Annotated in this window: 12 protein-coding genes; 9 read left to right on the top strand and 3 right to left on the bottom strand. The window is 46.7% G+C overall.

The annotated features are described in order from the left end of the window. Positions 1-62: 62 nt before the first annotated feature. On the top strand, positions 63-818 hold the full coding sequence (locus VR7878_RS04645) for a Nif3-like dinuclear metal center hexameric protein (RefSeq protein WP_077333841.1): 756 nt from the start codon (positions 63-65) through the stop codon (positions 816-818). A gap of 73 nt (positions 819-891) precedes the next feature. Here the strand turns inward: VR7878_RS04645 and VR7878_RS04640 are convergent, their stop codons facing one another. After that, positions 892-2,181, bottom strand: a complete 1,290-nt coding sequence (locus tag VR7878_RS04640) for a citrate synthase (RefSeq protein WP_077333839.1) — start codon at positions 2,179-2,181, stop codon at positions 892-894. A gap of 392 nt (positions 2,182-2,573) precedes the next feature. Between VR7878_RS04640 and sdhC the strand changes: the two genes are divergently transcribed. The 8 genes from sdhC to sucD all read left to right on the top strand — a co-directional run bounded on the left by sdhC (position 2,574) and on the right by sucD (position 12,171). Next, positions 2,574-2,966 (top strand): succinate dehydrogenase cytochrome b556 subunit, encoded by a 393-nt coding sequence (gene sdhC / locus VR7878_RS04635; RefSeq protein ID WP_077333837.1) that lies wholly within the window; start codon positions 2,574-2,576, stop codon positions 2,964-2,966. Next, complete coding sequence (gene sdhD, locus VR7878_RS04630; RefSeq protein WP_077333835.1) at positions 2,960-3,307, top strand: succinate dehydrogenase, hydrophobic membrane anchor protein; 348 nt, start codon at positions 2,960-2,962, stop codon at positions 3,305-3,307. Before sdhC ends, sdhD begins: the two co-directional genes overlap by 7 nt. Beyond that, entirely contained in the window at positions 3,308-5,074 is a 1,767-nt protein-coding gene (gene sdhA / locus VR7878_RS04625) for a succinate dehydrogenase flavoprotein subunit (RefSeq protein WP_077333833.1), read from the top strand. A 15-nt stretch (positions 5,075-5,089) separates the two neighbouring features. Beyond that, on the top strand, positions 5,090-5,800 hold the full coding sequence (locus VR7878_RS04620; RefSeq protein WP_077333831.1) for a succinate dehydrogenase iron-sulfur subunit: 711 nt from the start codon (positions 5,090-5,092) through the stop codon (positions 5,798-5,800). An 87-nt stretch (positions 5,801-5,887) separates the two neighbouring features. Beyond that, positions 5,888-8,701, top strand: coding sequence for a 2-oxoglutarate dehydrogenase E1 component (sucA, locus tag VR7878_RS04615; RefSeq protein WP_077333829.1), 2,814 nt, complete (start codon positions 5,888-5,890; stop codon positions 8,699-8,701). Positions 8,702-8,728: 27 nt separating this feature from the next. Then, positions 8,729-9,937 (top strand): 2-oxoglutarate dehydrogenase complex dihydrolipoyllysine-residue succinyltransferase, encoded by a 1,209-nt coding sequence (gene odhB, locus VR7878_RS04610; protein ID WP_077333827.1) that lies wholly within the window; start codon positions 8,729-8,731, stop codon positions 9,935-9,937. Positions 9,938-10,132: 195 nt separating this feature from the next. Beyond that, positions 10,133-11,299 (top strand): ADP-forming succinate--CoA ligase subunit beta, encoded by a 1,167-nt coding sequence (sucC, locus tag VR7878_RS04605; protein ID WP_077333825.1) that lies wholly within the window; start codon positions 10,133-10,135, stop codon positions 11,297-11,299. After that, positions 11,299-12,171 (top strand): succinate--CoA ligase subunit alpha, encoded by an 873-nt coding sequence (sucD, locus tag VR7878_RS04600; protein ID WP_077333823.1) that lies wholly within the window; start codon positions 11,299-11,301, stop codon positions 12,169-12,171. Before sucC ends, sucD begins: the two co-directional genes overlap by 1 nt. 83 nt (positions 12,172-12,254) lie before the next feature. On the opposite strand, the gene znuB is transcribed toward sucD, so the two are convergent. Both znuB and znuC read right to left on the bottom strand, forming a co-directional pair. Beyond that, positions 12,255-13,040 (bottom strand): zinc ABC transporter permease subunit ZnuB, encoded by a 786-nt coding sequence (gene znuB / locus VR7878_RS04595; RefSeq protein WP_077333821.1) that lies wholly within the window; start codon positions 13,038-13,040, stop codon positions 12,255-12,257. Then, complete coding sequence (znuC, locus tag VR7878_RS04590) at positions 13,033-13,821, bottom strand: zinc ABC transporter ATP-binding protein ZnuC (RefSeq protein ID WP_077333820.1); 789 nt, start codon at positions 13,819-13,821, stop codon at positions 13,033-13,035. The genes znuB and znuC overlap by 8 nt, the downstream gene beginning before the upstream one ends. Positions 13,822-13,846 lie beyond the last annotated feature (25 nt).

Below are 13,846 nucleotides of genomic sequence, written 5' to 3'. Positions count from 1 at the left end.
TTAGGTGTCATTGTAGCCTGCCTAGCACGAACATCAAAAGAACAACAACAGCGGGAAGAATCATGAATAACCTTGAGCTTGAAGCATTACTCAATGAGAAACTGCGTCCCGATTTAATTCAGGATTACAGTCCGAACGGGCTGCAAATTGAAGGTCGCTCCGAAATCAAAAAAATTGTCACCGGTGTGACAGCCTCACAGGCATTGATTGAAAAGGCGATAGATCTGCAAGCCGATGCCATTCTGGTACACCATGGTTATTTCTGGAAACGGGAACCCGAACCGATTCGGGGGATGAAAGGAAAACGGATTCGCCGATTAATTCAGCAGGACATCAATCTGTATGCTTACCATTTGCCGCTGGATATTCACCCTGAACTGGGAAATAACGCTTGTCTTGCCCGGTTATTAGGAATTGATGTGATGGGTGGGCTGGAAGGCCATGCGCAGTCAGTCGCGATGTATGGGACTTTTAAGGAGCCGATGAGTGGCGCAGACCTGCGGCAGAGAATCTCTACCGTATTACAGCGGGAACCGCTCCATATCGCGTCAGGTGAGAATCAATTGATATCTACCGTGGGGTGGTGTACCGGTGGCGGACAAGACTTCATTGATTTGGCTGCATCCAAGGGGATGGATGCTTTTATATCAGGGGAGGTTTCTGAGCGAACCACACATAGCGCCCGAGAGCAGGGAATTCACTACTTTGCTGCCGGACATCATGCTACCGAACGTTATGGTGTCAAGGCATTAGGGGAGTGGTTGTCCCAGACTCATAATCTGACCGTGGAATTTGTCGATATTGACAACCCAGTCTAAATTGATGGCCTAAGACTCGAAAGGGCAGGTTTTATCAACCTGCCCTTTGATTTATGCAAACATCTGGATTTTATTATTCACGTTCGTGTAGTGGTGAAAAATCGCGAAGTTTATATCCGGTATAAAGCTGACGAGGGCGACCGATTCGACTTTCAGGATCACTGTGCATTTCATTCCAGTGAGCAATCCAGCCAATGGTGCGCGACATTGCGAAAATCACAGTAAACATAGAAATAGGAATACCGATTGCTTTTAAAATAATACCTGAATAGAAATCAACGTTCGGGTAAAGTTTCTTATCGACAAAGTAGTCGTCAGACAAAGCAATTCTTTCCAATTCCATGGCAACATCCAGTAATGGATCGTCGATATTCAGTTCTTTCAGAACTTCATGACAAGACTCCCGCATCACGGTTGCACGCGGATCATAATTCTTGTAAACCCGGTGACCGAAGCCCATCAGACGGAATGGGTCGTCCTTATCTTTTGCCCGGGCAACGAATTCAGGAATGCGATCGACACTACCAATTTCTTCAAGCATTCGCAGACACGCTTCGTTTGCACCGCCATGAGCAGGCCCCCATAACGATGCAATCCCCGCTGCAATACATGCAAATGGGTTTGCACCGGATGAACCGGCCAGACGGACTGTTGACGTTGAAGCATTCTGTTCATGATCAGCGTGCAGGGTGAAAATTTTATCCATTGCCCGGGCAACAATTGGATTTACTTCGTATTCCTCACATGGTGTTGCGAACATCATATGAAGGAAGTTTTCCGCATAATCTAAGTCGTTGCGAGGATAAATGAATGGTTGACCGACAGAGTATTTATAACACATAGATGCCAGTGTCGGCATTTTTGAGAGAAGACGGTACGCAGCGATCTCCCGGTGACTGTCGTTGTTGATATCTAGAGAATCATGATAGAACGCAGCAAGTGCACCAACAACACCTACCATGACCGCCATTGGGTGAGCATCTCGTCGGAAACCGTGGAAAAAGCTAGCGATTTGCTCGTGAACCATCGTATGGCGCGAAATTGTCTTTTTAAACTCTGAGTATTGCTTCCTGTTTGGGGCTTCACCATAAAGAAGAATATAACAAACTTCCAGGTAGTCTGCGTTATTCGCTAATTGATCGATAGGATAACCACGATGTAGTAGCACACCTTTGTTACCATCGATATAGGTGATTTGAGATTCACAAGATGCAGTGGCAAGAAAACCAGGATCATAAGTAAAGTACCCATTGGCTCCCAGTTTTCGAACATCAACTACCTCGGGTCCCATAGAACCGTTGATAATTGGCAGTTCGATTGGCGCTTTACCTTCAATATGAAGGGTCGCTTTCTTATCTGCCATAACAATCTCCTTTGTTTATTATTTAATCCGTCCAGGATGTTTGCGAATGAATATTTAACTCCGGATTTTATTAAAGTCAATTCTTCTCCTGTGATGTGTGCACTCAATTGCGTTTTTTACACGAATTAAGTTAAAAATATGTTCTATGTAGCAAAAATTGTTACGTCAATTGTATTAGAATGTTGCGAGCCTTATATTGGCTGGGAATCCAGTCAGTCTGGACTGTATAAGAAGTGACCAGTAAGAAAATTATGTTACATTTCTTAACCAAATTTTAACAACTTTTTATCAATTTTTGTCCGTTTCCTACTTATAGTTGTATAAATATTGTTAAAACTTATCAGTTAGGGCTGACTCTTCGTTTATAACAATAATGCTCAATGGGGAGCTGAGTGAGCAAGCCTGTGAAAGAAAGAAATTTAAGACCCGTAAATCTTGATTTGCAGACCATCCGCTTTCCGATCACTGCGATTGCATCTATTCTTCATCGTGTTTCAGGTGTAATCACTTTTGTAGCTATCGGAATTTTGTTGTGGTTGTTGTCTGTTTCGTTATCTTCTCCGGAAGGTTTTCAATATGCATCTGAACTTGTAGGTGGCTTCTTTGTGAAGTTTATCCTGTGGGGGATACTAACAGCATTGTCTTACCATATTGTCGGTGGTATTCGCCATCTGATCATGGATCTTGGTTATTTTGAAGAGTTGGAATCTGGTACTCAAACGGCAAAAATTACCTTTGCCGTGACAGTCGTTTTATCTCTGCTTGCAGGAGTCATGGTATGGTAAAGCATGTTTCATCTGTAGGGCGTAATGGGGTTCACGACTTTTTACTCGTTCGTGCAACCGCAATTCTGATGGCCCTGTATACCGTTTATCTTGTTTGTTTTTTTGCTTTCTCCGGTGATATTACCTATCAACTATGGCTTGATTTCTGGAGTGGTACGTTTACAAAAGTCTTCACAATGATTGCCCTCGTGAGCGTTCTGATTCACGGCTGGATCGGTTTGTGGCAGGTTCTGACGGATTATGTGAAATCCACACCGTTACGTGGCTTGTTGCAGCTTGCCGTAATTGCTGTGCTATTCGGATATTTTTTCTCTGGCCTGTTTGTATTGTGGGGTGCTTAAGTGACTATTCCAGTTCGAGAGTTTGACGCCGTTGTGATCGGCGCGGGTGGTGCGGGCATGAGAGCAGCACTACAAATTTCAGAGCAAGGCCTGTCTTGTGCTTTGCTGTCTAAAGTATTTCCTACCCGTTCTCATACTGTATCTGCACAGGGTGGTATTACCGTAGCGCTAGGAAATTCGCATCAAGACAATTGGCAATGGCATATGTACGATACTGTCAAAGGTTCCGATTACATCGGTGACCAAAATGCGATTGAATACATGTGTAAAAACGGCCCTGAGTCTGTTATTGAGTTAGAAAAGATGGGGCTGCCGTTTTCCCGTTTTGAAAATGGCTCTATCTATCAACGTCCTTTTGGCGGTCAGTCAAAAGAGTTTGGTGGTGAGCAAGCGGCAAGAACTGCCGCCGCTGCAGACCGAACCGGTCATGCTTTACTCCATACCCTGTATCAACAGAATATCAAACATAAAACGACTATCTTCTCAGAATGGTATGCACTGGACTTGGTGAAAAACCAAGATGGTGTCGTGATGGGATGTACTGCGTTGTGTATGGAAACGGGTGAAGTGTGCTACTTCAAGTCGAAAGCAACCATTCTGGCAACCGGTGGTGCGGGACGCATCTACGCTTCGACAACCAATGCTCATATTAATACCGGTGACGGTGTTGGGATGGCGTTGCGTGCCGGTGTTCCGATGCAAGACATGGAAATGTGGCAATTCCATCCAACCGGGATTGCCGGTGCCGGTGTTTTGGTAACTGAAGGTTGCCGGGGCGAAGGCGGTTACTTACTGAATAAAGATGGTGAGCGTTTCATGGAGCGCTACGCACCGAATGCGAAAGATTTGGCGGGGCGTGACGTTGTTGCCCGTTCAATGATGATTGAAATTCGCGAAGGGCGTGGCTGTGACGGCCCATGGGGACCGCATATCAAACTGAAACTCGACCATCTGGGTAAAGAAGTTCTGGAATCCCGTTTACCGGGGATTTGTGAACTTTCCCGGACATTTGCACATGTGGATCCAGTGAAAGAACCGATTCCGGTTATTCCAACCTGTCACTATATGATGGGCGGGGTTCCGACTCAGGTTTCCGGGCAAGCATTGAAACAAGATGCTTCTGGCCGTGATGTTGATGTTCAGGGCTTATTCGCTTGTGGTGAAATTGCATCTGTTTCTGTGCATGGTGCCAATCGTCTTGGTGGGAACTCGCTGCTTGATTTAGTGGTCTTTGGTCGTGCAACTGGTCTGCATCTGGGTGAAACATTAGCGGCTCAGGCTGAAGCGCGTGATGTGAGTGAATCAGATATTGAAGCTTCGCTGTCTCGCTATATGCGCTGGGAAAACAGCAAAGGTGGCGAAGACCCGGTACAAATCCGCAAAGATCTTCAAGCTTGTATGCAGCATAGCTTCTCGGTATTCCGTGAAGGGGATGCGATGGCTGACGGCCTGGAAGAACTAAAAGCGATCCGTGAACGTTTGAAAGAAGCCCATCTTGCAGACAAATCCAGTGAATTTAATACGCAGCGTGTTGAGTGTCTGGAGTTGGATAACTTGATGGAAACTGCTTATTCAACGGCTGTTGCTGCCAATTACCGGACTGAGAGTCGCGGTGCTCATGCTCGTTTTGATTATCCTGATCGGGATGATGCGAATTGGTTATGCCACTCGATTTATAACCCGGAAACTGAACAGATGAGCAAACGTGATGTCAATATGGCACCGGTTCATCGTGATGCATTTCCACCAAAGATTCGTACATACTAAGGGGAGGACAATGTGATGAAGCTTAACTTCTCTCTGTATCGCTATAATCCGGATGTGGATAAAAAGCCCTATATGAAGGACTATACGCTGGACGTTCCTGAAGGTTCGGATATGATGGTACTAGATGCATTGATTCAGCTGAAAGAGCAGGATCCTTCGATTGCATTTCGTCGTTCATGTCGGGAAGGCGTCTGTGGTTCTGACGGTTTGAACATGAATGGCAAAAATGGCTTGGCTTGTATTACACCGTTATCAGCCCTGTCTGGCGATAAAATTGTCATTCGGCCGTTACCGGGGTTGCCGGTCATTCGGGATTTGATCGTTGATATGACACAGTTCTACGACAATTACGCCAAAGTGAAGCCCTATCTGATTGCCGATGGGAATTTACCGCCATCCAGAGAAAACTTACAGTCTCCTGAAGAGCGTGAACATTTGGATGGATTGTATGAATGTATTATGTGTGCATGCTGTACGACTTCTTGTCCTTCGTTCTGGTGGAATCCGGATAAATTCATCGGACCAGCCGGACTGTTGGCAGCTTATCGTTGGTTAATTGATAGTCGTGATACGGCAACAGATGAACGCTTGTCTAATCTTGATGATGCGTTTAGTGTTTTCCGTTGCCATGGCATCATGAATTGTGTCAGTGTTTGTCCGAAAGGTCTCAATCCAACGAAGGCAATTGGTCATATTAAATCAATGTTGATCAAACGTTCCATTTAAATGATGGTTTGCAGGTCTTCGGACCTGCATTTTCAGAGCACGGCGTAGACCGTAGCAAAACGTGAAAACTACTGGTAAAGGGAAAATATGCACAACGGCGTGATGAAGGCATGGCTCGAGTCTTCACACTTGGCTGGCGCCAATGCAACGTACGTAGAAGATATCTACGAACTCTATTTAAGTGATCCCGACCTGGTAAGTGAGGAGTGGAGACGTGTTTTTGAAGGGCTTGCTCGCCCTGACGATAGCAATGGGGTTGAACAACCGCATTCACGTGTCCGTGACTACTTCCGTCGACTCGCTCAAGAGACAAAGCATTACAATGTCCAAGTTAGTGACCCCGATGTCGATGCAAAACAAGTAAAAGTATTACAGTTAATTAATGCGTACCGCTTTCGCGGTCATGAAGCAGCTCAGTTAGACCCTCTCGGTCTATGGCAGCGGCCGGTAGTGGCTGAGCTTGCCCCCTCATTTCATAATCTTAACCCCGAAGACATGGAAGAGACATTCAATGTCGGTTCTTTTGCGATAGGTCAGGAGACCATGAAGCTCAAGGACATATATGAGTCTCTGAATCAAATCTATTGCGGGTCTATCGGTGCTGAATATATGCACATGACCAATACCGAGCAAAAGCGCTGGATTCAGCAGCGTCTGGAGTCGGTTGTCGGCCAGCCGTCCTTTACTAAAGAAGAGAAAATTACTTTCCTTGAGGAGCTAACTGCTGCTGAGGGGCTAGAGCGCTATCTGGGGGCAAAATTCCCCGGCGCAAAACGCTTCTCTCTCGAAGGCGGTGATGCACTCATTCCAATGATGAAAGAATTGATCCGTCGTGCCGGTTCTCAGGGGATGCGCGAAGCGGTTGTTGGGATGGCTCACCGTGGGCGTCTGAACATGCTGGTCAATGTCTTAGGCAAGCGTCCTCAGGATTTATTTGATGAGTTTGCGGGTAAGCATGATGAAACATGGGGAACCGGTGATGTGAAATATCACCAGGGATTCTCTGCTGATTTTGCCACCCCGGGTGGAAACATCCATTTAGCATTGGCGTTTAACCCGTCCCATTTGGAAATCGTTAACCCTGTTGTGATGGGGTCGGTACGGGCTCGTCAGGATCGTCTGGGTGATAAAGATGGTTCAAAAGTACTGCCGATTACCATTCACGGTGACTCTGCTGTGGTTGGTCAGGGCGTGGTTGCGGAAACATTTAATATGTCTCAGGCGCGTGGTTATCAGGTCGGTGGTACCGTTCGTATCGTGATTAATAATCAGGTCGGATTTACCACCTCAAATCCACGAGATACGCGTTCGACCATGTATTGTACTGATATTGCAAAAATGGTTCAGGCGCCGATTTTCCACGTCAATGCCGACGATCCGGAAGCGGTTGCATTTGTCACCCATATTGCGTTGGATTATCGGAATACGTTTCGTCAGGATGTGGTGATCGATCTGGTTTGTTATCGCCGTCATGGTCACAACGAAGCAGATGAGCCGAATGCGACTCAGCCTCTGATGTACCAAAAAATTAAAAAGCATCCGACACCACGTAAATTATATGGTGATTTGCTGATTGAACGTCAGGATATTGATGCTGAATTTGTCACTCAGGCCGTTAACGAATACCGGGATGCTTTGGACCATGGTGAAGTGGTTGTCAAAGAATGGCGTCCGATGGCAATGCATTCAGTTGACTGGTCACCCTACTTGTCTCATGAGTGGGATGAAACGTGGAAAAACGAGTTTGACCTCGAGCGGCTGAAAGATATTGGCAAACGTGTTTGCTTGTATCCGGAAAGTCATCAACTGCAAAGCCGGGTCGAGAAGATTTACACTGACCGTCTGGCGATGATTAACGGTGAGAAATTACTGGACTGGGGGATGGCAGAGATTCTGGCCTATGCAACATTGGTTGATGATGGTCACCGAATCCGTATTTCCGGACAGGATTCAGGACGGGGAACATTCTTCCACCGCCACTCTGTTCTTCATAACCAAAATGACGCAAGTACCTATGTTCCGCTGAAGAATCTTCACAGTAATCAGGGGCCATTCCAAGTCATTGATTCTGTGTTGTCTGAAGAAGCTGTACTGGCTTTTGAATATGGTTATGCGACAGCTGAACCCGGCGGCCTAACGATCTGGGAAGCGCAATTTGGTGATTTCGCCAATGGTGCTCAGGTTGTGATTGATCAGTTCATTTCTTCTGGTGAACAGAAATGGGCCCGCTTATGCGGTATTACTATGCTGTTACCTCATGGTTATGAAGGTCAGGGACCGGAACACTCTTCCGCACGTCTCGAACGCTACTTGCAACTTTGTGCTGAGCAAAATATGCAGGTGATCGTGCCTTCGACACCGGCTCAGGTTTACCACATGTTACGACGTCAAGTGATTCGTCCGATGCGTCGTCCTTTGATTGTGATGTCGCCTAAATCCCTGTTACGGCACCCGTTATGTGTATCTTCGATGGACGATTTGGCAAGCGGTACTTTCCAGCCGGCGATTCCGGAAGTTGATGAACTTGATGCAGCTCAGGTGAAGCGCGTTGTCTTCTGTTCGGGTAAAGTTTATTACGATTTGCTGGCACAGCGGCGTAGTAATGAGCAAGGTGATGTCGCAATTGTCCGTATCGAACAATTGTATCCATTCCCATTGGAAGATGTTCAGGCAGCAATAGCCCCTTATACCAATGTTGTGGATTATGTCTGGTGTCAGGAAGAACCACAGAATCAGGGCGCATGGTACAGTAGCCAACATAATTTCCGAGCTGCAATTCCTGCCGGCGCTGAACTGAAATATGCAGGACGTCCTGCTTCGGCTTCTCCGGCTGTTGGTTATATGTCGGTCCATTTGAAACAGCAGAAAGCGCTCGTTGATGATGCGTTGAAACTAGATTAAGAACTAGAAATAAAAGGAAAAATAGGTATGACAGTTGAAATTCTGGTTCCGGATTTACCTGAATCGGTAGCAGATGCAACCGTAGCAACTTGGCATAAAAAAGCGGGTGATGCGGTTGAGCGTGATGAAGTCCTCGTTGAAATCGAAACAGACAAAGTTGTTTTAGAAGTACCAGCGCCAGAATCGGGCGTGCTTGAATCGATTGAGCAGGATGAAGGTGCCACGGTGACATCAAAGCAATTGCTAGGGAAGCTTAAGCCCGGTGCTGTTGCCGGTGAGCCAACGTCTGAGAAAACCACGTCAACACAGCCTTCACCGGACAAACGCCATAAAGCGAACCTGAATGAAGAGACCAATGATGCGTTGAGTCCTGCGGTGCGTCGTTTGATGGCAGAGCACGGCCTTGAAGTGTCTCAGGTGAAAGGTTCCGGTGTTGGTGGGCGTATTACCCGGGAAGACGTTGAAGCATATCTGGCGTCAGCGTCAAAAGATGCGACTGCGGATCAACCGGAGTCGGTTGCTGTCCCTGCCGCTGCAAGAAGCGAAAAACGCGTTCCGATGACTCGTTTACGTAAGCGGGTTGCCGAGCGGCTTCTGGAAGCGAAAAACAGTACAGCTATGTTGACGACATTCAATGAAGTCAACATGAAACCCATCATGGATCTGCGCAAACAGTACAAAGATCTGTTTGAGAAGAGACATGATATCCGTCTCGGGTTTATGTCGTTCTACATCAAAGCCGTCACAGAAGCACTGAAGCGTTATCCTGAAGTGAATGCTTCCATTGATGGGAGTGATATTGTCTATCACAACTTCTTTGATATCAGTATTGCTGTGTCAACGCCACGTGGTCTGGTGACGCCTGTTCTGAAAGACTGCGATATGTTGAGTGTTGCTGAGATCGAAAAAGGCATTAAAGCACTGGCAGAAAAAGGCCGGGACGGTAAATTAACCGTAGAAGAACTGACGGGTGGTAACTTTACCGTGACCAACGGTGGTGTCTTTGGCTCTTTAATGTCAACGCCAATCATCAACCCACCTCAGGCTGCGATTCTTGGGATGCATAAAATTCAAGATCGTCCGATGGCGGTTGACGGCAAAGTAGAAATTTTGCCGATGATGTATCTGGCACTTTCTTATGACCATCGTCTGATTGATGGCCGTGAATCCGTCGGGTTCCTCGTCACAATTAAAGAATTGCTGGAAGATCCGACACGTCTGTTGTTGGATGTGTAATAAATGAAAATGGCAGATATCTTCTTCCGGGTATCTGCCATGCAGGCTGGGTTGCTCAACACCTGGTCTTGTGTTGTCAGCATGTATGGAAATAAACATGCCGTCATGTTTCAGCGCGTACTGAGTACCCTGCAAAATGTTTCGTTTCGTGGAAGCGAAATTGAATGAAAAAATAATATACAACGGAATAGCACAATGAATTTGCATGAATATCAAGCCAAACAGCTCTTTGCAGAATTTGGTCTGCCGGTTCCTGATGGTTATGCGTGCAGCACGCCACAGGAAGCTGCTGAAGCCACCGGTAAAATCGGCGGGACAAAATGGGTCGTAAAATGTCAGGTTCACGCGGGTGGCCGGGGAAAAGCCGGTGGCGTTGAACTGCACGATACAAAAGATGGTATTCGTGATTTTGCCCAGAAATGGCTCGGGAAGAACCTGGTGACTTACCAGACCGATGCCAATGGTCAGCCGGTGACAAAAATCTTAGTTGAAGCTGCATCTGATATCGCCAACGAACTTTATCTTGGTGCTGTGGTTGATCGCTCCAGCCGTCGTGTTGTCTTTATGGCATCGACTGAAGGTGGCGTTGAAATTGAGAAAGTTGCTGAAGAAACACCAGAACTGATTCATAAAGCAGCCATCGATCCACTCGTCGGCCCACAAGCTTATCAAGGGCGTGAGCTGGCATTTAAGCTGGGTCTGAAAGGGGATCAGATTAAACAATTCGTCAAAATCTTCATGGGTCTTGGTGAAATGTTCAGTCAGTATGATCTGGCGTTGCTTGAAATTAACCCGCTGATTATTACCGGAGACGGTAATCTGGTGTGTCTCGACGGGAAAATCAACATCGATTCAAATGCATTGTATCGTCAGCCAAAACTGAGAGAGATGCACGATCCTTCACAGGAAGATGAGCGTGAAGCTCACGCTGCACAGTGGGAACTGAACTACGTAGCACTCGATGGAAATATCGGCTGTATGGTTAATGGTGCCGGTCTGGCAATGGGGACGATGGATATCGTTAACCTGCATGGCGGTAGCCCGGCTAACTTCCTTGATGTTGGTGGTGGTGCGACGAAAGAGCGTGTGACTGAAGCTTTCAAAATTATTCTTTCCGACAGTAATGTAAAAGCAGTTCTGGTCAATATCTTCGGTGGTATCGTCCGTTGTGACCTGATTGCCGATGGTATTATCGGTGCCGTAGAGGAAGTCGGTGTGTCTGTACCGGTTGTGGTTCGTCTCGAAGGGAACAACGCTGAGCTGGGTACACAGAAGCTGGATGAGAGTGGATTGAACATTATTGCTGCAACTTCGTTAACTGAAGCTGCTGAGAAAGTTGTAGCTGCTGCGGAGGGTAAATAATGTCTGTATTGATCAATAAAGAGACCAAAGTGATCTGTCAGGGATTCACTGGCGGACAAGGTACTTTCCACTCAGAGCAAGCAATTGCATACGGGACTCAGATGGTCGGTGGTGTATCACCGGGTAAAGGTGGTCAGACACATTTGGGACTCCCTGTTTTCAATACCGTGCGTGAAGCGGTTGAAGCCACCGGTGCGACTGCGTCCGTTATCTATGTTCCGGCCCCTTTCTGTAAAGATGCCATTCTGGAAGCGATTGATGCCGGTATCAAACTGATTGTGACCATCACCGAAGGGATCCCGACGCTTGATCTGCTGGATGTTAAAGTCCGTTTGGATGAAGCGGGTGTTCGTATGATTGGTCCGAACTGTCCGGGAGTGATTACACCGGATGAGTGCAAGATTGGTATTATGCCCGGTCATATCCATAAGAAAGGTAAAGTCGGTATTGTTTCTCGCTCCGGTACATTGACTTATGAAGCAGTGAAACAAACCACAGATGAAGGATTCGGTCAGTCTACGTGCGTCGGAATCGGCGGTGATCCGATTCCAGGATCTAACTTTATCGATATTCTGAAATTGTTCCAAGATGACCCTGAGACCGAAGCGATTGTCATGATTGGTGAAATCGGTGGTACGGCTGAAGAAGAAGCGGCTGCTTTCATTAAAGATCATGTGACGAAACCGGTTGTTTCTTATATTGCGGGTGTGACGGCACCTCCGGGTAAACGGATGGGGCATGCCGGTGCGATTATCTCTGGCGGTAAAGGTACAGCGGATGAGAAATTCGCTGCGCTTGAAGCTGCAGGCGTAAAAACCGTGAAAAGTCTTGCTAATATCGGTCAGGCTTTAAGAGATGTGACTGGCTGGTAATCAGTGAACGTGTGATTCAAAGTCATGAATCGCGCAAGTATCAATGAATGAAAATCCCCCTCAAAAGATTGAGGGGGATTTTTTTAAGCTTTATTTTTGAACAAGTGACTTAAAACAAACAGGCAACTGGCTGAGATGACCACTGACGGGCCTGCTGGTGTGTCAAATTCCCAAGAGAGATAAAGCCCGCTCAGAACCGCGATCATCCCAATTGCGGATGCTATCATCGCCATCTGTTCCGGAGTTGTTGATAAACGTCTGGCACCGGCTGCCGGAATAATTAATAACGAAGTAATAATCAGCGCACCAACAAATTTCATACCAACGGCTATCACAAGGCCGACCATCAGCATCAATAGAAGTTGCATCAAATCAGTATTCGTTCCTTCTACGGAAGCGAGTTCTTCATTCACCGTTGCAGAGAGCAGTGGCTGCCAGATAAAAGACAATAAAATAGCAATCACCACGACACCGCCCCAGATGAAATATAAATCATCGGGTGTGACAGCAAGTAGATCACCAAACAGATAACTCATCAGATCGATGCGGACATCGTTAAGAAAACTCACCGCAATCAGGCCGACCGACAGTGAGCTGTGTGCGAGGATTCCTAACAAAGTATCTGTCGCAATAAATTTCTGTCTTTGCAGTACAACCAAAATTGTTGCAATCGCTAAACAACAGACTAAAAGTGCGAGGTTAAGATTGATATCAAGCAAAAAGCCAAACGCTAAACCCATCAACGACGCGTGGGCCAGTGTATCACCGAAATAAGCCATTTTTCGCCAGACGACAAAAGAGCCGAGCGGCCCTGCAATCAGTGCTATCCCGATCCCTGCAAGTATCGCAGGAAGTATAATCTCAACCATGGTGGTGATGTCCGTGAGTGTGGTGGTTACATTGAGTTGCATCACCAGAGACCGGCTGTCCGGCGAGATCATGATGATGTTGATGCTGGTGATGATAAAACGCTAGGGATTCTTCATGACGTGACTGACCAAACAACGCAATATAATTTGGATGCCGGGTTATATCTGCGGGGGCACCATGACAGCAGATATGGTGCTGAAGACAGATGACATGGTCTGTTTGTGCCATGACTAAATGGAGGTCATGAGATACCATAAAAACAGCGCAGCCGAAGCGTTGTCTCAGAGTTTGGATCAATTCGTACAGATCAATTTGTCCCTGAACATCAACACCTTGGGTTGGCTCATCAAGTACCAAAATATCCGGGCGTTGGAGTAATGCCCGACCCAGTAAAACACGCTGTGTCTCTCCACCAGACAAATGGTGCATACTGCTATGGGTGAGATGAGAAGCTCCCACAAGGTTCAGGGCATCACTTAACTCTTGCCGGCTGTAGCGTCCGGCGAGTTTCAAAAAACGCTGTACAGTCAGTGGTAATGTCTCATTCAGGCGAAGTTTTTGTGGCACATAACCAATTTTGAGTCGGGGAGAGCGTGTCATTTGCCCCGATTGAATGGGTTGTAGTCCTAACAAGACTTTTACCAGTGTCGATTTCCCCGCACCATTCGGGCCGATGAGGGTGATTATTTTACCTTGTTCAACACGAAGGCTGATATGGTCTAACACGTTTTTCTGGTTGAATGCTACGCAAACATCTTGTAGTTCGATCAGTGTTGACATGAAATAACTCGTTTACAAAATAGTA

Source organism: Vibrio ruber DSM 16370, assembly GCF_900163965.1.
GTDB classification, from domain to species: domain Bacteria; phylum Pseudomonadota; class Gammaproteobacteria; order Enterobacterales; family Vibrionaceae; genus Vibrio; species Vibrio ruber.
Note: the sequence above shows the minus strand (reverse complement) of the source record. Positions and strands in the feature narration are given on the sequence as shown.